This is a genomic window from Enterobacter sp. 01-M-03-SI-ECC (assembly GCF_047530215.1).
Lineage (GTDB): Bacteria > Pseudomonadota > Gammaproteobacteria > Enterobacterales > Enterobacteriaceae > Enterobacter > Enterobacter chengduensis.
On the sequence record NZ_JBLKDA010000043.1, the window covers coordinates 1 to 22,969 of the forward strand.

Annotated in this window: 16 protein-coding genes and 1 pseudogene; 7 read left to right on the forward strand and 10 right to left on the reverse strand. The window is 56.5% G+C overall.

Going from position 1 to position 22,969, the window contains the following annotated elements:
* Positions 1–2,675: 2,675 nt before the first annotated feature.
* From ACMWKK_RS23625 to rpmH, 8 genes and pseudogenes are all read right to left on the reverse strand, one after another.
* Positions 2,676–4,118: pseudogene (locus ACMWKK_RS23625) on the reverse strand (DUF6531 domain-containing protein); the annotation flags it as partial.
* Positions 4,115–4,876, reverse strand: coding sequence for a DUF4123 domain-containing protein (locus ACMWKK_RS23630; protein WP_112780356.1), 762 nt, complete (start codon positions 4,874–4,876; stop codon positions 4,115–4,117). The gene ACMWKK_RS23630 and the pseudogene ACMWKK_RS23625, both read right to left, overlap by 4 nt.
* A 641-nt stretch (positions 4,877–5,517) precedes the next feature.
* The gene (locus ACMWKK_RS23635) at positions 5,518–7,527 is read right to left on the reverse strand and encodes a type VI secretion system Vgr family protein (RefSeq protein ID WP_406542944.1); all 2,010 of its coding nucleotides are present in this window, start codon (positions 7,525–7,527) and stop codon (positions 5,518–5,520) included.
* A 200-nt stretch (positions 7,528–7,727) separates the two neighbouring features.
* Positions 7,728–9,092, reverse strand: a complete 1,365-nt coding sequence (mnmE, locus tag ACMWKK_RS23640; protein ID WP_045328697.1) for a tRNA uridine-5-carboxymethylaminomethyl(34) synthesis GTPase MnmE — start codon at positions 9,090–9,092, stop codon at positions 7,728–7,730.
* A 72-nt stretch (positions 9,093–9,164) separates the two neighbouring features.
* Complete coding sequence (gene yidC, locus ACMWKK_RS23645; protein WP_112780359.1) at positions 9,165–10,808, reverse strand: membrane protein insertase YidC; 1,644 nt, start codon at positions 10,806–10,808, stop codon at positions 9,165–9,167.
* A 2-nt stretch (positions 10,809–10,810) separates the two neighbouring features.
* The gene (yidD, locus tag ACMWKK_RS23650; protein WP_001307474.1) at positions 10,811–11,068 is read right to left on the reverse strand and encodes a membrane protein insertion efficiency factor YidD; all 258 of its coding nucleotides are present in this window, start codon (positions 11,066–11,068) and stop codon (positions 10,811–10,813) included.
* Positions 11,032–11,391: a ribonuclease P protein component gene (rnpA, locus tag ACMWKK_RS23655; RefSeq protein WP_032640303.1), complete on the reverse strand. Its 360-nt coding sequence runs from the start codon at positions 11,389–11,391 to the stop codon at positions 11,032–11,034. The genes yidD and rnpA overlap by 37 nt, the downstream gene beginning before the upstream one ends.
* Positions 11,392–11,407: 16 nt before the next feature.
* Complete coding sequence (gene rpmH / locus ACMWKK_RS23660) at positions 11,408–11,548, reverse strand: 50S ribosomal protein L34 (protein WP_000831330.1); 141 nt, start codon at positions 11,546–11,548, stop codon at positions 11,408–11,410.
* 599 nt (positions 11,549–12,147) lie between these two features.
* On the opposite strand from rpmH, the gene dnaA reads away from it, so the two are divergent.
* The 4 genes from dnaA to gyrB are packed head-to-tail and all read left to right on the forward strand — an operon-like array spanning position 12,148 to position 18,160.
* Positions 12,148–13,542, forward strand: coding sequence for a chromosomal replication initiator protein DnaA (gene dnaA / locus ACMWKK_RS23665; RefSeq protein WP_010426558.1), 1,395 nt, complete (start codon positions 12,148–12,150; stop codon positions 13,540–13,542).
* Between the two features lie 4 nt (positions 13,543–13,546).
* Positions 13,547–14,647 carry a DNA polymerase III subunit beta gene (gene dnaN / locus ACMWKK_RS23670; protein ID WP_010426557.1) on the forward strand — a complete coding sequence of 367 codons (1,101 nt, stop codon included), beginning with the start codon at positions 13,547–13,549 and terminating at the stop codon, positions 14,645–14,647.
* A complete protein-coding gene (recF, locus tag ACMWKK_RS23675; RefSeq protein ID WP_045260850.1) occupies positions 14,647–15,720 on the forward strand; it encodes a DNA replication/repair protein RecF in 1,074 nt (357 codons plus the stop codon). Before dnaN ends, recF begins: the two co-directional genes overlap by 1 nt.
* 28 nt (positions 15,721–15,748) lie before the next feature.
* Positions 15,749–18,160 (forward strand): DNA topoisomerase (ATP-hydrolyzing) subunit B, encoded by a 2,412-nt coding sequence (gene gyrB, locus ACMWKK_RS23680; protein WP_112780361.1) that lies wholly within the window; start codon positions 15,749–15,751, stop codon positions 18,158–18,160.
* A 33-nt stretch (positions 18,161–18,193) separates the two neighbouring features.
* Here gyrB and ACMWKK_RS23685 read toward each other — a convergent pair whose 3' ends face one another.
* Positions 18,194–19,129, reverse strand: coding sequence for a LysR family transcriptional regulator (locus ACMWKK_RS23685; protein ID WP_112780362.1), 936 nt, complete (start codon positions 19,127–19,129; stop codon positions 18,194–18,196).
* A 110-nt stretch (positions 19,130–19,239) separates the two neighbouring features.
* Here ACMWKK_RS23685 and ACMWKK_RS23690 point away from each other — a divergent pair, with 110 nt between their 5' ends.
* The 3 genes from ACMWKK_RS23690 (at position 19,240) to ACMWKK_RS23700 (ending at position 22,473) form a co-directional block, all read left to right on the forward strand.
* Positions 19,240–20,265 carry a zinc-dependent alcohol dehydrogenase family protein gene (locus tag ACMWKK_RS23690; protein ID WP_112780363.1) on the forward strand — a complete coding sequence of 342 codons (1,026 nt, stop codon included), beginning with the start codon at positions 19,240–19,242 and terminating at the stop codon, positions 20,263–20,265.
* 115 nt (positions 20,266–20,380) lie between these two features.
* The gene (gene yidA / locus ACMWKK_RS23695) at positions 20,381–21,193 is read left to right on the forward strand and encodes a sugar-phosphatase (protein WP_112780364.1); all 813 of its coding nucleotides are present in this window, start codon (positions 20,381–20,383) and stop codon (positions 21,191–21,193) included.
* A 50-nt stretch (positions 21,194–21,243) separates the two neighbouring features.
* A complete protein-coding gene (locus ACMWKK_RS23700; protein WP_112780365.1) occupies positions 21,244–22,473 on the forward strand; it encodes a DUF3748 domain-containing protein in 1,230 nt (409 codons plus the stop codon).
* On the opposite strand, the gene ACMWKK_RS23705 is transcribed toward ACMWKK_RS23700, so the two are convergent.
* Entirely contained in the window at positions 22,470–22,802 is a 333-nt protein-coding gene (locus ACMWKK_RS23705) for a YceK/YidQ family lipoprotein (RefSeq protein ID WP_045328684.1), read from the reverse strand. The genes ACMWKK_RS23700 and ACMWKK_RS23705 overlap by 4 nt on opposite strands.
* Positions 22,803–22,969 lie beyond the last annotated feature (167 nt).

The window sequence follows — 22,969 nt, forward strand, 5'->3', positions numbered from 1 at the left end:
TAATGGTACCCCCTGGCGGCCGGCGCCCGCCCGCAGAGCATGAGCAGCGGGCGGAAGTCATGTTCATCCTCATACAGCCACACGCGATGTGTCGTATCGCTGAGCGCCTCCTGCAACTGCGGGTTATCCGGCAGCCTGCCGGGCCAGAAGCGTCCGGCATCACACTCGCAGAGCAGGCGCTCACCCTGCCAGAAAAAGCGGCGGGCGGTGCGTTTAAGTACATCCTCCTTCAGAATACGGCGCCCCAGGGCGTCGTACTGATAGCGGTAATGCACGGTCTCCCGACCCCGTACCCGGCAGCGGTAGCCGGTCAGGCGATGCTCCGTGTCCCATTCGTAGTGCTGCTCCTCATCACCGGTCACCTCAAGAATGCGGTTGCCGTAGCCGTCGTATTCATAGCGGGTGGCTCCGGCGTGCGTCAGGCGGTTGCCGGAGGAGACCGTCAGGGGACCGGTCAGGTTACCGGCGGCATCGTGCGTGAAGGACTCCTGCCATGACAGGAATCCGTCCACCCGGTGCGGTGTGAATGCGGTGGCGGTCAGGCGCCCCCGCTCATCGTGGCTGAAACGCCACTCCCCGGTGGCGGTATCGGTGATGCGCGACAGCAGGCTCCGGGCGTCCGGAGCGTACTCCCGGGCCCTGTCGGTGCGGTTGTCAGCCATCACGACGGACTGGCGTATCAGGCGGTCGCGGGCATCACGCGCGAAATGCTGGCGAAACGCTCCGCTGTGCCGGGTGCGCTCAGCGCCGTTTCGCCAGTCATGCCGGACCAGCGTCTGCGCGTCCAGAGAGGTATGGGTTATCAGGCCGTGATGGCGCTGCCATGATACGGTCCGTCCGTCCGGCAGGCGCATGGCGGTCAGCGCGCCGGTGGTGTCCCGCTGATAGTGGAGGCTTGCCGGACCCTGATGTTCAGCCGTCAGCAGCCCCCGGCGGTCATACTGCCATGCGATCGGCCACTCTCCGTCGTCAGCGGAAATCAGCCGCCCGAAACCGTCATAGGCGTAGCGGATTTTTTTCCCGTCCGGCAGCGTTTTCTCCGTGACCCGCCCGGACACATCGCGCGTCAGGCGGGTGACGCGGACATGCTCCTCACTCCCGCTGAGGTCATATTCCCGCAGGGTGACAAGCCTGCCGCAGGCATCATATTCCCGGCACAGGCGGATACCGTCGATGCGGGTTTCCTCTGCCAGAAGACCGGTGCGGGTGTAAAGAAGCTGCCAGCGCTGGCCGTTGCCGTCGGCGATCTCTGTCACCTGTCCGGTTCGAAGATCGTACCGGTATGCCTCCCGGGTATTATCAGGATAAAGGATGCCGCTCAGCAGCGCGGTGCCGGGATGGTACGTATAGCGGGTGAGGTGTCCTGATTCATCCTGCTCCGTCAGCAGCTGGCCGTCAGCGCTCCATGTCCATCTGAGTTCGCTCCCGTCCTCATGGATAAGGCGTTCCGGGTTGCCCGCGTCGTCCCGGTGGAGCTGTTCGCCGCGCCCGGTCTCGGGATTACCCTGCCAGACCGGCCGGCACAGCAGGTCGTAGCGAAAGGCAGTGACTTTCCCGGTGCGATCTTTCTGACGAATCACCAGACCCGCAGCGTTAAGCTGACGGATTTCTTCACTCCCGTCTGCCCATTCCGTGGCGACCAGCGCGCCCTCTTCCGACCAGCGATAGCGTGTGGTGTTTCCTTCGGCGTCGGTTGATGCCAGCAGGCAACCGTCGGCGTCATAGCGCCAGCACTCGCGCTGCTTTGCCAGCCCGTCAGCGCTGGTGGTAACCTGCTCAATACAGCGGCCTGCGCTGTAATAGCGACGAATGATTTGCCCGTCCGGCAGGCGCTCTTCCGTAGCCTGGCCATCGCGGTTATGACGCCAGCGGGTCACCGCGCCCGAGGGATCGGTCAGGGCGACCAGGTTGCCCCGCGCATCGTATTCATACCGGGTGGTGGCACCATCCGCGCCGGTCTGTTCAAGCAGCCGGGCGGTCTCTGGATCGTGCCGCCAGTGCTCTTCTGCGCCGTCTTCATGGCGAACCGTGACGCGCCCGCCATCCTGCCAGATATACTCGCGGGACAGGCCGGGAAGGCTGCTCCAGTGGCGAATGGCCCTGGCCGTTTTACCCGAACCGGACCACGCCCAGTAAAATTTCGCCCCGCCGGGCAGTTCACGGCAGGTAAAAAGATGGTCGTCCCGGTAGTGGTACTGTTCGGCTCCCTGCCCCGGCGCCCGGGCACGACAAAGGCGTCCCTCTTCATCGTGGTCGTAGTACATCACCGTCACGGCGCCACGCGTCATATCCAGCCGTGTGTTTTCGAATACCAGCGCACTCAGGCGTGGCCCCCTGGCGTGTTCGCGATAACGGAGATGCAGCGCCAGCCCCGCGGTGTTGAACAGCCTGACGGGTAAGGCGCCCTCATACTCGATTTGCCAGCGTCGCCGCTGGCGGGAAAATCCGCTCACGCGTCCCCGCGTGCCGTCCGGCTCCCGGACGACATGCATCAGCCAGCCTTTCAGCGACGGCGCGCTCAGCACAAAGGTATTATCCTCTTTATCACACCAGGCCCGGGCACCGGCCAGCGGATTGCGGGAGGCGGGTGTCGCGCGGTCCGGCAGCGGCAGGCGCAGGGTGACGTTTTCATGGTCCCGCCACAGAATATGGCCTTCGGTGAAGGTGATGTGATGGTCGAGCGTATGCCGCCAGCCAAACCCGAGCGTTGACGCCTCCTCAACCGCCGTGGTGCGGTACTGCCGGCCCACGCTGAACGGGACGGCATCAGGCAGGGTAAAATCCGTCAGCGCCAGCAGCTCTTCTCCGTTGATCAATGACACCGGACAGCCGTCCGTATCGCAGGCATCGGTATTTTTCGTCGGTTTACCGTTGGGATCCGTGGCCGGAGCACTTTCCTCACGGGTTTTCAGGCCGATTTCGGTGTGACGGCTCGTCCCCAGATCGGTTTCATGGTCTGGCCCCAGACGGGCATTAGCCTGGCGCTGATGGTTAATAGCACCATGTTTTTCCAGAAAACCGGACATGATGCCGGCCATGTCCGCCATGATGTCCGTCAGCGCGTGCCATAACCTCCGGACAGACTGTCCCAGGCGGGGGCCGTAGCGCGTCAGCATTCTGACCACTTTGTACGCCAGAAAGGCCGGGCCGCCGGGGCCGGTGACCAGCGTCAGCAGCGCCCCGAATACCAGGCCGGACAGGATTTCACCCGCAAATTCAGCCAGTGGGGTGAGCAGCTGTCCCCAGGGATACATGCGCAGACGCAGCAGGGTGGCGCGGGTGAGCAGATACAGGGCCGCCTCATCGTTAAACAGCGCCATCAGCTGTCGGGCGCGTTCTTTGTTGGCCTCAAGGGCCCCTGAAAAATCCGGAAGCGAGAGACCGGACACCCATTCGCCGGCCTGCGTGAGGGCATCGCCCATCTTTCTCAGATACGGCTCCGGGTCGGAGATGATATTCCAGGCCAGTTTGATGTCGCTCCAGAGGCCGGTCAGCGAACTGAATAGTCCCTCGCTAAAGGCTTCAGACAGGCTGGCCGTTATGGCATTCAGCGTCCACTGCGGACGGTATTCATCCCACCGCGCGGCCAGGGCAGCGTATTGCTGCCGGGAGAGTTCGTCATAGGCCGCCAGAAGGGCATCGTTGTGCGCGTCCAGCGCCGGATCGATGGCCCGGGCGTAATAGCTTTTACCTGTTTTCAGGTCAGTAAAAACGGCCCTGCCGCGTTGATCCGTTATTTTTACGTCAACCCGTTTATCAGGGGCAAACGCGGGGTCTTCGTACAGCTCAATACTGACATCCGGGACAGGCAGGTCGATTATCGACTGGTGCTTAAGAACCACGGTAATGGTGCGGTTTTTCGGGCAGACGATCGCCGCGCTGAGCGCACTGCCGTCATCGTTGTCGACAACGGTTTCCATGCCATTCAGGGCAATAATGCGTTCCATCTCCAGCGTGGGGCCACCCAGCATGCCGGAAACATGGCTGGCGCGCGCCCACTCGCGCACGAACTGCCGGTACTCCTGGGTGATGAGTTCGTTGTTTTTAAAAAGAGAAAGTTCGTTCTCAATACCCGCAACATAGCCGGTAAGGAAGGAGTCAGCGCCCATATGTGTCATCCATGAGTGAGAGGAGAGAGATCGGCCAATAGCGTCTTTTTGAGTAGGGCGCTTTGGTCCTGTTTGCTGAGAGAGAGCGACTGAACATGGTCGTAAAGCAGGGCTATTTTGTGAGTGATTTGTGGAGGCGAATATTGGGTGTAAAGAGAGGGGTGTGTTTCCTTCAGCCATTGAACCACATTGGCGACCGCAGCCGGAGAGTGTTCATTATTCAGATAATCAATAAGACCCTCAGGAACTTCCCACCATGGAGAATGGCGAACAGGAATGTCTGTATTGACCACGGTATTTACGGTTACTCCGTTGATCCAGTAACTGCTAAAAACAGGCAGAACTTTCTGCCATTCCTTAAGCGACCATGAAATATGCGTTAGCAGAAAGCGACCATCCCAGTAGCGAAAGAAAGCGGTGCTACCATCAGGCAGAAAGATTTGCGTAAGGGCGCGCAGGTGGTCGGTAATGGTTTTTTCATTTAAGGGAGAAACGGCTAGCCATCCCCATGATAGGGAGTCTGTTTTTTCTACCCACCGCAGGAAAGGACTGTAGCGCCCGACCTTAACCAGCAGAGGCTGAACGGCATGCCATTGCTCATACTGTGTTCCCCTGTAAAGTCCAACTGGCGTTGCTGAGCCGTCGAGTTCGTACCAGGCTTTAAGCCCCGTTGCGCCATTAGTGCGGGCGAGAACGGCCCAGAGAGTATCCCTTGACGACAATGATGAATGTAACCATTGCTGAACTCGTGTTGAGTTATCGATCATCTTTAATCCCTTAATGTATGCCGCTGGTTTAATCTTTCCTGTTGCAAAAACCTTTCTTTAATCTTTTTATTGGAATGATTAATAGCGGAAGAATTATCCAGCCCCATGATGATAATAAAAATGTCACATAGTCTCTTGAATGATATAGCTCTGCGTAATCCACTTGATATTGCTTAAAATACACCCCGGATATGTAATGGGATAGCATCCCTATTACTATTCCCACGAGAACCCCCCATGGTAACAAATAACCTATATTCTTATTAATTGTCGCGGAATGAATGAATAAAAAGGCAAATACAAAAACGAAGCTGTTAAATAATATCCCGTATGAAAAGCAATATTGTGAGAATCTTGTAAAAAAATAGATAAATTCCATATTCATTATGAATGTTATCTGTGCGAACAATATTAATATAAAATTGACGAACATGATTTTAGCTCATTTTTGTGAAATTATCTTTCAGGTTACCTGGTAACCTGATGTTAACTGGGGTTGGTTAGACTTTACGTTAATAAAACGTGTGAAACTGAATGTTCTCCAAAAAATTACAGCCCCAGAAAACTGAGAGTTATGTGATGACTAGCGTAATGACTGAGTATTTCTTATCGTATTTTTGTTGAACCACATTATGTTGTGATTAAGTTTCACTAAAATCACATAGTCCATCCTTACACTTCTCACACTCCTCGCAATAGGGTGCTTCAGCCTGGAATGTTTCCAGTTGGGCAGGTGACAGTTGTGGAGGCTGCGGAATTTGTAGCGGTATGCCGGGGCGCAATAAACGCAGTGCGGAACCGTTACCTGCAACGCCGCCATTAATTCGCACCGGCCCTGTCATGCATATACCGGAAGGATTGATGGTCAGGAACATGCCGCCTGCTTTCAGCGTTAGCTCCATACCGGCTTCAATCACCACCTTGCTTCCCGCTTTATAGTGGATCTCTTGACCTGCCTCACTGATAAGCGACTTCGCAACTTTCTGGTTCAGGCTACTCCCCATTTCCTGGGAAACTTCACCTTCTACCTTGCTACGCCATTCACCGGATATGCTCTCATGACGATCGCGTGTCAGTTCGGTGATTTGATCGCGTTCAATTTTGATATGCTGATCGCGTACGATATGCCACTGAGCGTCGTTCTCTACGCGGCCCAGCAGGTCTTTTTGAGCTCTCAGGAACAGCTGCTCCTGACCAGCGTTATCTTCAAATGAAATCTCGTTATAGCCATCTCCCTTATGGGTTTTACTGCGAATAACCATTTTCGTTTTGTTACCCGGCAGTTCGTAGGGAGGACGATTAATCCCGTTATAGGTGAAACCCGTGATAATAGGACGGTCAATATCTCCGTTGAGGTAAGAGACAATCACCTCCTGGCCAATGCGTGGGATTGCCATCATACCGAATCCGCTCCCGTTCCAGCCCTGCGCCACGCGGATCCAACAAGAGGCATTCTCATCGGCTGGGTTATAGCGGTCCCAGTGAAAGTGAACCCGGACGCAGCCATCCTCATTAACGTAAATTTCTTCACCTTCAGGACCGACAACCGTTGCCACTTCGTCACCATCCGCTAACGGTTTGTAACGATAAGGCGGACGCCATTGAGCGTTACCGGGAATAAACGTGAAATCGCAAACGAGTGTAGTTCCGCCGCCGCTTCCCTCTTCCTCTGCAGCTTCTGGCATTTTTCCCTGCATCTGCGTTGTAATCACTTGCCACTCGCCGTTCATGGCATCCGCTGGGTGATCTTCAAGTGTAAAAATGGCTCCAGGCATTAACAGGGCGCAGTTGGTGCGACCGCTGCCTGTACGCATTCCTGCCTCAAAACGATCCATTCGATACTGAACCGTAGAGCGCCCTTCACCATCCTCCTGAAAGCGACCATAGCTTTCAAAGGCTGAAAACATTGTGCCGCTGGCGGTCTTATCTGCAGATGCGCGACTGGCGCGCATAGGATTCGCAGGATTGTGGTAGTTTCTGTCTTTATGAATCGTTTCCAGCGGCTGCATCGCGGCGCCTGCCCGCCAATGGGACACAATGTTGTCACGAAGTAACGATGTCGGATGAGGGTTATAGGCAAGTGTTGCCACATTATGCATCGCCAAACGGCTGTCGCTGTAACAGAGGCCTTCCTGATCGAACCAGTAAGTGATGCCTTCCTGGGAAGCCAGTCGGTTGAAAAACTCCCAGGAAGATTCACGTTTTTGGGTAACGTATTCATGAACCGGATGACTTTCTTTCATCATCAGATTGCGACCCTGAACGCAGAAAGGCTGAATTAATTCCTCAAGCAATTGTGGGACCGACTTTTTATGAAAAATACGGCTGTCCTGGTTCAGGCTAAGGACCCAAAGCGATGGCCTCACGGTGAGGTAATAATACGTCCGTCGAAAACCCGTGTCCCCTTGTTCAAAAGCGCTGACAACGCCATTAATTATTCGCTGATCGATACCATCAACGGTAATAGTAAACGACACAGGTTGAAGTAAGTACTCGTGAACATTAATGTCATCACGTGTGCTGGCTAACGTGACTGTAAGGGTAAAAAGTTCGGAGAGCCCTTCTGTCATTGAGAAATTGGTCGCTTCCAGGGTGTCAGCTGAAAGGTTGCCAATCTGGCAAGTAAAATAAAGGCCTGTGGATTTAAGCATAATAAACCCTTTTTTATAATTCACTGTATAAATGAATTTATGATAGGGAGTTTATTATATACCCACTCACTCAATTGATTAATAGCGTGTTTGTGGACTTTTTATTTAATATTTGGCAGGTGTATTGATTAACTTAATAACTCTAATTCCATGAATGGATTTTAAAAAGCCACGCGCAACTCAATACGCGTGGCTTTTCATTATTTACCGATACAGAAGCTCGAGAAGATCCTTCCCAGCAGATCGTCCGACGTAAACTCTCCGGTGATCTCGCTCAGGTTCTGCTGCGCCAGCCGCAGCTCTTCCGCCAGCAGTTCACCCGCCCACGCGCCGATTAGCTGTGCTTTGCCCTGGTCGAGATGACGGGCCGCCTCTTCCAGCGCCTGCAGATGACGACGGCGCGCCAGGAAGCCGCCCTCCATGCTGGTGTCAAAGCCCATGCTCTGCTTGAGGTGGTTACGCAGGTCGTCCACGCCCTCACCGGTGCGCGCCGACAGGCGAATAAGTGAGTGACCATTCACATCGCTGATACCGAGCGTTTCGCCGGTCACGTCTGCCTTATTACGCACCACGGTGATCGGCAGCTTAGCCGGGAGACGGGCGATAAAATCGGGCCAGATATCGGCCGGGTCAACGGCGTCGGTCGTGGTGCCGTCCACCATAAACAGCACGCGATCGGCCTGCTCGATCTCCTGCCAGGCGCGCTCGATACCGATGCGCTCGACCTCGTCGCTGGCATCGCGCAGACCGGCGGTATCAATAATGTGCAGCGGCATCCCGTCGATGTGGATATGCTCGCGCAGCACGTCGCGGGTGGTGCCGGCAATGTCGGTCACGATGGCGGCTTCACGGCCCGCCAGGGCGTTCAGGAGGCTCGATTTCCCGGCGTTCGGGCGTCCGGCAATGACCACCTTCATCCCTTCACGCAGCAGGCTGCCCTGGCGCGCTTCGGCGCGAACGGCGTCGAGGTCGGCCATCACCTGGTTGAGCTGGGCTTCAATTTTGCCGTCAGAGAGGAAGTCGATCTCCTCGTCCGGGAAGTCGATAGCCGCTTCCACGTAGATGCGCAGGTGAGTAAGTGCTTCCACAAGGTGGTTCACGCGCGCGGAGAATGCCCCCTGCAGCGAGTTCAGGGCGGAACGCGCCGCCTGTTCGGAACTGGCGTCGATCAGGTCAGCAATCGCCTCGGCCTGCGCCAGGTCGAGCTTGTCGTTGAGGAAGGCACGTTCGGAAAATTCGCCCGGCTTGGCGATGCGCAGGCCAGGCAGGGTCAGAATACGTTTTAACAGCAGGTCGAGGATCACCGGGCCGCCGTGGCCCTGCAGCTCCAGCACGTCTTCCCCGGTAAAGGAGTTCGGGCCGGGGAACCACAGCGCAATGCCCTGATCCAGCGGCGTGCCGTCAGCGTCTTTAAACGGCAGATAATCCGCGTAGCGCGGCTTTGGCAGTTTACCCAGCACCGCTTCGGCGACCTCGCGCGCCTTCAGGCCGGAGATACGCAGAATGCCTACACCACCGCGTCCCGGTGGGGTTGCCTGGGCGACGATAGTGTCGTTATGGCTCATGGTTGCTCTCGTTCAATACAAATAAAAAAGGCGGTCAATCGACCGCCCTTATTTTAGCGTTAACTTATCGGATCAGGACTTTTTCTTTTCGCGGCTATGCAGGCCACGTTTTTCCAGACCACGGTAAATCAGCTGCTGCTGGATGATGGTCACCAGGTTGCTGACGATATAGTACAGCACCAGACCTGACGGGAACCACAGGAAGAACACGGTGAAGATGACCGGCATAAAGGTCATGATCTTCTGCTGCATCGGGTCGGTCACGGTGGTCGGCGACATCTTCTGGATGAAGAACATCGTCACGCCCATCAGGATCGGCAGGATGTAGTACGGGTCCTGTGCGGACAGGTCATGGATCCACAGGGCGAACGGCGCGTGGCGCAGCTCAACTGAACCCATCAGCATGTAGTACAGTGCAAGGAAGATTGGCATCTGAATCAGCAGCGGGAAGCAGCCACCCAGCGGGTTCACTTTCTCTGCTTTATACAGGGCCATCATTTCCTGGCTCTGACGCTGTTTGTCATCGCCCAGACGCTCACGCATTGCCTGAATCTTCGGCTGCAGCATGCGCATCTTCGCCATGGAGGTGTACTGCGCTTTAGTCAGCGGGTACATGATGCCACGAACGATGAAGGTGATAACGATGATGGAGAAGCCCCAGTTACCCAGGAAGCTGTGGATGAACTTCAGCAGCTTGAACAGCGGCTGAGAGATGAACCACAACCAGCCGTAATCCACGGTCAGATCCAGGTGCGGCGCAACGGCGGCCATTTTGTCCTGGATTTCCGGGCCGACCCACAGAGTGCTTGCCAGCTTACCGGTTTGACCCGGCTGCACCAGAACCGGCTGAGACTTGTAGCCGATGGCTGCAATACCGTTGCCCAGGTTCGCGGTGTAGAAGTTGTTGGTACCGTCGTTATTTGGCACCCATGCAGTCGCGAAATACTGCTGCAGCATCGCCACCCAACCGCCTTTAGCGCTGACGTTCAGGTTTTCGTTATCGGCAATGGTGTCGAATTTGTATTTCTCGTACTTCGCGTCAGGCGTGGAGTACGCCGCGCCACGGAAGGTATGCAGCGCAAAGTTGCTGCTTCCGGTGTCACGGTGAGACGGCAGATTGATGGACTGCTTCAGCTGACCGAAGGTAGACAGTTCCAGCGGTTTCGCACCGGTGTTCTGTACGCTGTAGCCCACGTTCACCGCATATTCACCGCGCTTCAGGGTGAAGGTTTTGGTGAAGGTGTTGCCTGCGGCGTCGGTGTAGGTCATCGGGATAACGAGCTCGTTCTGACCATCAGCCAGTATAAACGTGTCGTTCTCGACGTTATACAGTGGACGCGCGCCGTTAGCCGGGTTATCCGGGCCGTCACGACCGGTCAGGCCGCTCTGCGCCTGGTAGATAAACTCAGGCGTGGTTTCCAGTAACTGGAACGGTTCGTTAGACTTCAGCTCTTTCGGGTAGGTCAACAGCAGCGCCTGCTCAACATCACCACCACGGGTGTTGATAGTCAGCTCAAGCACGTCGGTTTTAACCGTAATCTGTTTCCCCTGGCCACTGGCCGGTACGCCCTGGTCGGCGGCGCTACCCGCTGCGGTGGTCGTAGTCTGCGTGGTCTGCTGCTGGGGTTGAGGATTTTTATCCTGCTCCCATGCCTGCCAGATCATGAAAGACACGAACAACAAAGCGATGATAAGAAGATTGCGTTGCGAATCCATCGTTAGTGTTCTCTGGTATCAAAGGGTCCTGGGGGGACGGGGTCGTCTCCACCGGGGTGTAAAGGGTGGCATTTTAATACGCGTTTCACCGTCAACCAACTGCCTTTTATCACTCCAAACCTGCGCAATGCCTCAATTCCGTAGCTTGAGCATGTTGGTGTGAAACGGCAGTGCGGCCCGAGTAGCGGACTAATCAGGCGTTGATAGACCCGAATGAGGGCTATCAGGACCCGTGAGCCAGGCGACAGTGGCGGCGCCATAATTTTTCCAACGCTTCCGAGAGAGCACGGTTATCGAGGTCGGCAACCCCTTTCTTCGCCACCACCACGAAATCCATTGAAGGCAGTTCGTGCTGACGTAAACGGAAGCTTTCACGCGTCAGACGTTTAATCCGATTGCGTTCATGCGCACGCTTAACATTTTTCTTGGCGACTGTGAGACCGATGCGGGGATGCCCCAGCGAATTTTGGCGGCCGAGGATGGTGATTTGCGGCGTGCCAGCCCGTAGTGGCTGCTGGAAGACGAAAGTGAAATGAGCGGGAGTTAACAAACGTAACTCCCTGGGAAATGCGAGCTTAACCACTCAGGGGTTAGCTTTATTACTTGGAAACGGTCAGACGAGCGCGGCCTTTAGCACGACGACGTGCCAGAACCTGACGACCATTTTTAGTAGCCATACGAGCACGGAAGCCGTGAGAACGGTTGCGCTTCAGTACAGACGGTTGAAAAGTGCGTTTCATGGCGATTTCTACCTAAACTTGAATAAATTCACTGACTTTTGCGTATACCCGAACGAGTTTCGAACGACTAACGCCTCAGCGTGGGTGATTAAAGAGGCCGGATTGTAATAATTGTACACTCCGGAGTCAATTCTCTTTCCTTATTTCCCGCGTATTTCCGCACGTTTTCGCGTGGAAAATGAGCAACGGACGACGCAGGAAGATGAGCATCACGCGCCGGGTCGAGGATTATACGGGCTCACCAACAAAGCGCAAGGATCGTGCTGGATCTTCGTTAGTTCATTTAAGCAATAAATTGTCTGTGCTCATTAATTTTTCCAATATGCGGTCTAAATCGCGGGGCACGCGCGCCAGGATCGTTTACACTTACCCGGTTCCGGATCTTCCTGTGGATAAATCGGGAAGAATCTGTGAGAAACAGAAGATCTCTGGCTCAGTTTAGGCTATGATCCGCGGTCCCGATCGGGATCCCAGGATCCTGGTCAGGATAAATTGCAGATAGCAATTCGCACGTCACCCTTTGCACAGGGTCATGTCGATGTGCGCCAACAATCATGAATATTCAATAGTTTTCTTTTATTGTTCGAGTGGAGTCCGCCGTGTCACTTTCGCTTTGGCAGCAGTGTCTTGCCCGATTGCAGGATGAGTTACCAGCCACAGAATTCAGTATGTGGATCCGCCCGTTGCAGGCGGAACTGAGCGATAACACGCTGGCTTTGTATGCGCCAAACCGTTTTGTGCTCGATTGGGTAAGGGACAAGTACCTTAACAACATCAATGGACTGCTGAACGATTTCTGCGGGTCAGATGCCCCACAGCTGCGCTTTGAAGTGGGCACAAAGCCGGTCACCCAAACCGTTCGTGAAACCGTCAACGTCGCCGCGCCTGCTCAGGCTGCTCCTGCTCCAGCGCCTCGCGTTGCTCCCGCTCGTCAGGGCTGGGATAATGTCCCTGCACCGGCTGAGCCAACCTACCGCTCTAACGTTAACGTGAAGCACACGTTCGATAACTTCGTTGAAGGTAAGTCGAACCAGCTGGCGCGCGCGGCGGCTCGCCAGGTGGCTGATAACCCCGGTGGGGCCTACAACCCGCTGTTCCTCTATGGCGGCACGGGTCTGGGTAAAACGCACCTGCTGCATGCGGTGGGTAACGGCATTATGGCGCGCAAGCCCAATGCCAAAGTGGTGTATATGCACTCCGAGCGCTTCGTTCAGGACATGGTAAAAGCCCTGCAAAACAATGCGATCGAAGAGTTTAAACGCTACTACCGTTCCGTTGACGCGCTGCTGATCGATGACATCCAGTTCTTTGCCAACAAAGAACGATCGCAGGAAGAATTTTTCCACACCTTCAACGCCCTGCTGGAAGGCAATCAGCAGATCATTTTGACTTCAGATCGTTACCCAAAAGAGATCAACGGCGTTGAAGATCGTCTGAAATCCCGCTTCGGCTGGGGCCTGACCGTGGCGATCGAGCCACCGGAGCTGGAAACCCGCGTCGCGATCCTGATGAAGAAAGCTGATGAAAACGACATTCGCCTGCCGGGTGAAGTGGCGTTCTTCATTGCCAAGCGTCTGCGCTCCAACGTGCGTGAGCTGGAGGGGGCGCTGAACCGCGTTATCGCCAATGCCAACTTCACCGGTCGTGCGATCACCATCGATTTTGTGCGTGAAGCGCTGCGTGATTTGCTGGCATTGCAGGAAAAACTGGTCACAATCGACAATATTCAAAAGACGGTGGCCGAGTACTACAAGATCAAAGTGGCAGATTTACTGTCTAAACGTCGTTCCCGCTCGGTGGCGCGTCCGCGTCAGATGGCGATGGCGCTGGCAAAAGAGTTAACCAACCACAGCCTGCCGGAAATCGGCGATGCGTTTGGTGGCCGTGACCATACGACCGTGCTGCACGCGTGCCGCAAGATTGAGCAGTTACGCGAAGAAAGCCACGACATAAAAGAAGATTTCTCCAATTTAATCAGAACATTATCATCGTGACGCTATGAAATTTACCGTTGAACGTGAACATTTATTAAAACCGCTGCAACAGGTGAGTGGCCCATTAGGCGGCCGCCCAACGCTGCCTATTCTCGGAAACCTGCTGCTTCAGGTCGCGGACGGTACGCTGTCGCTGACCGGTACAGATCTGGAAATGGAAATGATCGCGCGCGTTACGCTGACGCAGCCTCACGACGCGGGCGCGACCACGGTTCCGGCACGTAAATTCTTTGACATCTGCCGCGGGCTGCCGGAAGGCGCTGAAATCGCCGTGCAGCTGGAAGGCGACCGTATGCTGGTGCGCTCTGGCCGCAGCCGTTTCTCGCTCTCCACGCTGCCTGCCGCAGACTTCCCGAACCTGGACGACTGGCAGAGTGAAGTTGAATTCACCCTGCCGCAGGCAACGATGAAGCGTCTGATTGAAGCCACGCAGTTCTCCATGGCGCACCAGGACGTTCGTTACTACTTAAACGGCATGCTGTTCGAAACCGAAGGCGAAGAGCTGCGTACCGTGGCCACCGACGGTCACCGTCTGGCGGTCTGTTCGATGCCGATTGGCGATTCGCTGCCGAACCATTCGGTGATCGTGCCGCGTAAAGGGGTGATTGAGCTGATGCGTATGCTCGACGGTGGCGATACGCCGCTGCGCGTGCAGATCGGCAGCAATAACATCCGCGCGCACGTGGGCGACTTTGTCTTCACCTCGAAGCTGGTTGACGGTCGTTTCCCGGATTATCGCCGCGTATTGCCGAAGAACCCGGACAAAACGCTGGAAGCCGGTTGCGACAGCCTCAAGCAGGCGTTTGCCCGTGCCGCCATTCTCTCTAACGAGAAATTCCGCGGCGTGCGTCTGTACGTGAGTGAAAACCAGATCAAAATCACCGCCAATAACCCGGAGCAGGAAGAGGCAGAAGAGATTCTGGACGTCACCTACGCCGGAACCGAGATGGAAATCGGCTTCAACGTCAGCTACGTGCTGGACGTGCTGAACGCGCTGAAATGCGAGAACGTGCGCATTTTGCTGACCGACTCCGTTTCGAGCGTACAGATTGAAGATGCCGCATCGCAGTCGGCTGCTTATGTCGTCATGCCAATGAGACTGTAATGTCGCTCACCCGTCTGTTGATCCGCGACTTTCGCAACATCGAAAGCGCGGATCTCGCTTTATCCCCCGGCTTTAACTTCCTGGTTGGCGCAAACGGCAGCGGCAAAACCAGCGTACTGGAAGCCATCTATACGCTCGGCCACGGTCGGGCGTTTCGCAGTTTGCAGATTGGTCGCGTCATTCGCCACGAGCAGGAATCCTTTGTTCTGCACGGGCGTTTGCAGGGAGCGGAGCGGGAAACCGCCATCGGTCTGACGAAAGACAAGCAGGGCGACAGCAAGGTGCGCATCGACGGCACCGACGGCCACAAGGTGGCGGAGCTGGCGCTGTTGATGCCGATGCAGCTGATCACGCCCGAGGGGTTTACTTTACTCAACGGCGGCCCCAAATACAGAAGAGCGTTCCTCGACTGGGGATGCTTTCACAACGAAGCCGGTTTTTTTAACGCCTGGAGCAACCTGAAGCGTCTGCTCAAGCAGCGTAACGCCGCGCTGCGCCAGGTGACCCGTTACGCCCAGCTGCGTCCGTGGGACATGGAGTTAATCCCTCTCGCGGAACAAATCAGCCGCTGGCGTGCCGAATACAGCGCAGGGATCGCCGAAGACATGGCCGACACCTGCAAACAGTTTTTACCCGAATTCTCTCTCACCTTCTCTTTCCAGCGCGGCTGGGAGAAAGAGACGGATTATGCCGAGGTGTTAGAGAGAAGCTTCGAGCGCGACCGCATGTTGACCTACACCGCGCACGGCCCGCACAAGGCGGATTTCCGCATTCGTGCCGACGGTGCGCCGGTGGAAGACACGCTGTCGCGCGGGCAGCTCAAGCTACTGATGTGTGCGCTGCGCCTGGCACAGGGGGAGTTCCTCACTCGCGAGAGCGGGCGACGCTGCCTGTACCTGATAGATGATTTTGCCTCGGAACTTGACGACGCGCGGCGCGGGCTGCTTGCCAGCCGCTTGAAAGCCACGCAGTCGCAGGTTTTCGTCAGCGCGATTAGCGCTGAACACGTTATGGACATGTCGGACGAAAATTCGAAGATGTTTACCGTGGAAAAGGGTAAAATAACGGATTAACCCAAGTTGAAATGAGCGAGAAACGTTGATGTCGAATTCTTATGACTCCTCCAGTATCAAAGTCCTGAAAGGGCTGGATGCGGTGCGTAAGCGCCCGGGTATGTATATCGGCGACACGGATGACGGCACCGGTCTGCACCACATGGTATTCGAGGTGGTAGATAACGCTATCGACGAAGCGCTCGCGGGTCACTGTAAAGACATCGTGGTCACCATCCATGCGGACAACTCCGTCTCCGTCACCGATGACGGTCGCGGCATCCCAACCGGTATTCACCCGGAAGAGGGCGTCTCCGCGGCGGAAGTGATCATGACCGTGCTGCACGCAGGCGGTAAGTTCGACGATAACTCCTATAAAGTTTCTGGCGGCCTGCACGGCGTAGGCGTCTCCGTGGTTAACGCCCTGTCGCAGAAGCTGGAGCTGGTTATCCAGCGCGAAGGCAAAATCCACCGTCAGCTCTATACGCACGGCGTGCCGCAGGCACCGCTGGCCGTCACGGGCGACACCGACAAAACCGGTACCATGGTGCGTTTCTGGCCGAGCCTCGAAACCTTCACCAACGTCACCGAGTTTGAGTACGACATCCTGGCGAAACGCCTGCGCGAACTGTCGTTCCTCAACTCCGGCGTCTCGATTCGCCTGCGCGACAAGCGTGACGGCAAAGAAGACCACTTCCACTACGAAGGCGGCATCAAGGCGTTCGTTGAGTATCTGAACAAGAACAAAACGCCAATTCACCCGAATATCTTCTACTTCTCCACCGAAAAAGACGGTATCGGCGTGGAAGTGGCGCTGCAGTGGAACGACGGTTTCCAGGAAAACATCTACTGCTTCACCAACAACATTCCACAGCGTGACGGCGGTACTCACCTTGCAGGCTTCCGTGCGGCGATGACCCGTACCCTGAACGCCTATATGGACAAAGAAGGCTACAGCAAGAAAGCGAAAGTCAGCGCCACCGGCGACGATGCCCGTGAAGGCCTGATTGCCGTTGTCTCCGTGAAGGTGCCGGATCCGAAGTTCTCCTCGCAGACCAAGGACAAGCTGGTCTCTTCTGAGGTGAAATCGGCGGTTGAACAGCAGATGAACGAACTGCTGAGCGAATACCTGCTGGAGAACCCGTCCGACGCGAAAATCGTGGTGGGCAAAATTATTGATGCGGCGCGTGCCCGTGAAGCGGCGCGTAAAGCCCGTGAAATGACCCGTCGTAAAGGCGCGCTGGACTTAGCCGGCCTGCCTGGCAAGCTGGCTGACTGCCAGGAACGCGACCCGGCGCTCTCCGAACTGTACCTCGTGGAAGGGGACTCTGCGGGAGGTTCTGCGAAGCAGGGCCGTAACCGTAAGAACCAGGCGATTCTGCCGCTGAAGGGTAAAATCCTCAACGTTGAGAAAGCCCGCTTCGACAAGATGCTCTCTTCTCAGGAAGTGGCGACCCTCATCACCGCGCTGGGCTGCGGCATTGGCCGTGACGAGTACAACCCGGACAAGCTGCGTTATCACAGCATCATCATCATGACCGATGCGGACGTCGACGGCTCGCACATTCGTACGCTGCTGTTGACCTTCTTCTATCGTCAGATGCCTGAAATCGTTGAACGTGGCCATGTCTACATTGCCCAGCCGCCGCTGTACAAGGTGAAGAAAGGCAAGCAGGAACAGTACATTAAAGACGATGAAGCGATGGATCAGTATCAAATCGCGATCGCCCTTGACGGTGCAACCCTGCACGCGAACTCCCACGCGCCTGCGCTGGCCGGTGAGCCGCTGGAGCGTCTGGTGTCCGAGTTCAACGCCACGCAGAAAATGATTACGCGTATGGAACGCCGTTATCCGAAAACGCTGCTGAAGGAGCTGGTTTATCAGCCAACCCTGACCGAAGCCGATCTGAGCAACGAGCAGACCGTCACCCGCTGGGTGAACGCTCTGGTGACCGATCTGAACGAGAAAGAGCAGCACGGCAGCCAGTGGAAATGTGACGTTCAGCAGAACGCCGACCAGCAGTTCGAGCCGATCGTTCGCGTGCGTACCCACGGGGTCGACACCGACTATCCGCTGGAGCACGAGTTTGTCACCGGTCCGGAATACCGCCGTATCTGCACCCTCGGCGAGAAGCTGCGCGGCCTGATCGAAGACGATGCGTTCATCGAACGTGGCGAACGTCGTCAGCCGGTAGCCAGCTTCGAGCAGGCGCTTGACTGGCTGGTGAAAGAGTCCCGTCGCGGCCTCGCGATCCAGCGCTATAAAGGTCTGGGCGAAATGAACCCGGAGCAGCTGTGGGAAACCACCATGGATCCGGAAAGCCGCCGCATGCTGCGCGTCACCGTTAAGGACGCGATTGCGGCGGACCAGCTGTTCACGACCCTGATGGGCGATGCGGTTGAACCACGTCGTGCCTTCATCGAAGAGAACGCCCTGAAAGCGGCGAATATCGATATTTAATCGACGTTATACCGAACGATACTGGCCGCGCGTCTAGCGCGGCTTTTTTATGGGCGCAGGCCTATCCAGCGACATCACGGACGGTAAACGGCTGGCGAGCGTATCTATTGCTATTCTTACCCTCAGCGGCAGATGCGGCGTCTGCTGCCAGACCGCATGAACGTCGAAACGCACCTCCGGCGCCTGCTTTAAGAGCGGGACGAGTTTCCCCTGATGAATCTCTTTGCTGACCATCCAGCAGGGCAGCCATGCAAGGCCGCGTCCGGCCAGGGCGGCGTCGCAGATCGCCTGCAGGTCATCCATATTGAGCGAAGAACGGGGGGTAAAGGTGTGTGACGTTCCTGCGTTATCCATCAGCTGCCAGGATAACACTCTGCCTGCGCGGAGATAGTTAATGGCCGTATGCTGGGGTAAGTCAGCCACGCTTTGCGGCTGTCCTTTCTTGAGCAAATACTCCGGCGCGGCGCACAGCACCATGCGGTGTTCGCCCAGCCTTCTGGCGACCAGCACGCTGCTGTCCTGCAGCGTGCCGTTACGCACCGCCATATCAAATCCCTCCTCGACGAGATCCACCACGCGGTCGCTGAATGACATCTCCAGTTCAAGCCCGGGGTGTTCCTGCGCCAGTTCAATCAATAGCGGGGCCACACACTGGCGACCAAACAGCACCGGCATGGCAACGCGCAGGCGGCCGCTGACCTGCTGTTTTCCCGTTTCAAGCAGCGACTCTGCCCCGCGAATCTCCTCCAGCGCGCGCAGGCAGCGTTCATAAAAAAGCGCACCGTTATCGGTCAGCCTCTGGCTGCGGGTGGTGCGATGAAACAGCCGTACGCCCAGCCGTTGTTCAAGGCGAGCGATGCTTTTACCCACCGCCGAGCGTGACAAATGCAGGCGAATGGCGGCCTGAGCGAAACTCCCCGCCTCAACGGCGGCCACAAAAACAGGAATATCCTTCAGCGTATCGGTCATGGATTGTATCTATTCAGGCGTCAATGTAGGGAAAACTTATCGCCACTGGTGATGTTGAGTCAACGGTAGACTGTCAGAACTAAAGCTCATCTGATGGCAGGAGAAATACAATGACAGAAACAATGCAGCGCTGGTCCATGGACGCCCTTGGGCGTGAGAGCCTCAGACTCATTCAGGAGCCTCTTCCCGTGCCGGGAACGGGTGAAGTGCGCGTACGGGTGAATGCCGTTGCGCTCAACTATCGCGATAAAATGGTGATTGAAGGCACCATGCCGATCCCGCTCTCCTTCCCGTTTACCCCGGCGTCTGACATGGCGGGCGTGGTGGACAGCATTGGTGAAGGCGTGACGCGTTTCCAGCCCGGCGCGCGCGTCATCTCCACCTTCTTCCCGGAGTGGATAGACGGTAAGCCACAGGCTGACGCGCGCAATTTGCCCTATAAAACGTCCGGTGGATACTTCCAGGGGATGCTGGCCGAGTACGTGATTATGAAGGAAGACGCGCTGGTGGCCTCTCCGGAAACCCTGGATGACGCCGAGGCCAGCACCTTACCCTGCGCGGGGCTTACCGCCTGGTTTGCGCTGGTGGAACGCGGCCAGCTGCGCGCCGGGCAATCGGTGCTGGTGCAGGGGACGGGCGGCGTGGCGATATTCGCTCTGCAAATTGCAAAAGCGCACGGCGCAGAGGTGTTTGTCACTTCGGGAAGTGATGACAAACTGGCGCTGGCCAAAAAGCTGGGGGCCAGCCGGGGCATCAACCGCCTGAAAGGCGACTGGGCTGAAAATACGCTGGCACTCACGCAGGATCGCGGCATCGACCATATTATCGAAACCGTAGGGGGCGAGAACCTGAAGCACTCCCTGCGCGCCGTTGCCGTTCACGGACGTATCTCGGTCATTGGCGTGCTGGCCGGAAGTGAGATTTCGCTGCCGGCAGGCGAACTGCTGCTGAAATCCCCGGTTATTCAGGGGATTGGCGTGGGGCACCGTCGGGCGCTGGAAGATTTCGTCCGCGCCGTGGACGTGACGGGGCTGAAGCCGGTGATCGATAGTCGCTACCGCTTTGATGAACTTGAGCAGGCGCTTGAACATCTGGATCGCGGCGCGTTCGGTAAAATCGTTCTCACCCGCGAGTAAGTCATTACTCCCCGGGATACCGATAAAAGGGGCACTTCTGTTGCGCAATGTAGCTCTATTTTTGTGGGCTTAATCGCGTTAGCATGAGGCAGCACTCATTTATCCCGGGGAACTCATGGCTATCAAACTCATTGCAATCGACATGGACGGCACGCTGCTGCTGCCAGACCACACTATCTCTCCAGCCGTTAAGAACGCGATCGCCGCGGCACGCGCAAAGGGCGTGAATGTGGTGCTGACCACCGGGCGTCCGTATGCGGGCGTGCACAGCTACCTGAAAGAGCTGCACATGAACCAGCCTGGCGACTACTGCATCACCTATAACGGGGCGCTGGTGCAGAAAGCCGCGGATGGCAGTACGGTTGCGCAAACCGCGCTGAGCTACGATGACTATCTGTTCCTGGAAAAACTGTCCCGCGAAGTGGGTTCCCACTTCCACGCGCTCGATCGCAACACGCTCTATACCGCCAACCGCGATATCAGCTACTACACGGTACATGAATCTTACGTAGCGACCATTCCGCTGGTGTTCTGTGAAGCGGAGAAAATGGACCCGGCAACGCAGTTCCTGAAAGTGATGATGATCGACGAGCCGGAGATCCTCGATAAAGCCATCGCGCGCATTCCGGCCGAGGTGAAAGAGAAGTACACCGTGCTGAAAAGCGCGCCGTACTTCCTCGAAATTCTGGATAAACGCGTCAATAAAGGCACCGGCGTTAAATCACTGGCCGATGCGCTGGGCATTAAGCCGGACGAAATCATGGCGCTGGGCGACCAGGAGAACGACATCGCGATGATTGAGTTCGCCGGTATGGGCGTGGCGATGGACAACGCCATTCCGTCGGTGAAAGACGTGGCTAACTTCGTCACCAAATCCAATCTGGAAGACGGCGTGGCGTACGCGATTGAGAAGTTTGTGCTGAACTAAACACCCGCTTGCTATACCCTGATGCGATAACTGCGCATCGGGGTATCCTCATGAAACAAATCACCTTCGCTTCCCGTCATCATCAGCTCACGAATATCAATACCTGGACGCCGGACAGCCAGTGGCTGGTCTATGACGTGCGCCCATCTGGTGCGTCGTTTACCGGTGAAACCATCGAGCGGGTCAATGTCGGGACGGGTGAGGTTGAGGTGATTTATCGCGCCACCGACGGGGCGCACGTTGGCGTGGTGACCGTTCATCCTGCGCAAGAGAAATACGTTTTTATTCACGGCCCGAAAAATCCGGATGCGGACTGGCACTACGATTTTCACCATCGCCAGGGGGTAATTGCCCATCAAGGCCAGGTGAGCAACCTGGACGCGATGGATATCACCGCGCCTTACACCGCAGGCGCGCTGCGCGGCGGCAGCCACGTCCATGTTTTCAGCCCGAACGGGAAGCTCGTCAGCTTTACCTATAACGACCATGTCCTGCACGCGCGCGATCCAAAGCTCGATTTACGCAACGTCGGCGTGGCGGCGCCTTTCGGCCCGGTGAACCCGCCGGGGAACCATCCCCGTGAATATCCGGGAACCTTCTGGAGCGTGCTGATCAGCCGTACAACGCCAACGCCAGAGCCTGGCAGCGACGAGATCAACCGCGCCTACGAAGAGGGCTGGGTAGGCAACAGCAGGCTGGCGTTTATCGGCGATACCCTCTCTGCGCAGGGCGAAAAAGTCCCGGAACTGTTTATTGTGGACCTGCCTGAAGATGAGCAGGGCTGGAAGCGTGCGGGCGATGCGCCGCTGCAGGGCACGCCAGAAACGCTGCCTGCGCCGCCAGCGGGCGTGATGCAGCGTCGGTTAACCTTCACACATCACACTCGTTATCCGGGCCTGGTGAACGTACCGCGACACTGGGTGCGCAGCAATCCGCAGGGAACGCAGATCGCGTTTCTGATGCGGGATGATAACGGCATTGTGCAGCTGTGGCTGATCGCGCCTGAGGGCGGCGAGCCGCGCCAGCTCACCCATGCTGAGCGCGATATCCAGTCAGCGTTTAACTGGCACCCTTCTGGCGAACGTCTGGGGTTTGTGCTTGAAAATCGGATCGCCTGCTGCGATGCGCAGAGCGGAGAAGTGACGTTTTTGACGTCCGATCGTGACAATCCGCCGTCTGCGGATGCGGTCGTGTTTTCTCCGGACGGGCGCTTTATTGCGTGGATGGAAGAGACGAGCGGTTTCCGTCAGCTTTGGGTAACGGAAACCGCACAGAACTAGCGTGGGGGCAGGCTTGCGGGCGGGATGACGGCGTTTGTCGCCAGATTTTCCTGCTCGCTTTTCTCTACCCGTGAGCGCACGGAGCTGTCCTTACGAAACATATCCCACGGCAGCAGAAGCGTATCCGCCACGGCCGTAAACGGCATATCCAGGATAACCAGGGATTTGGTGCCCCAGTTTGTATCGTCATCGGAGATCATCGCCGCGCTGGCGCGCGTCCCCGGATATGTTCCTTCTTTACCGCCGGTGTGAGACATCACGCTCGAACACCCGCAAAGTAAAACTACCCCGCTGAACGTCGTCAGCTTTATCAGAACATTTTTCATCATCACTCAGTCATCGTTAATGGCACTGCATAGACCTGCAACTCAGGGTTATAGCGAGCCTTAACCAAAATGGATAGCCCGATAACCCCGCACTGTGGCAGCCATCGCAATTTAACCCTTTGTGCTGTTGTCCCAGTCTAAGCGAGATGCAGGAAAGTGCAAAAAAAAGT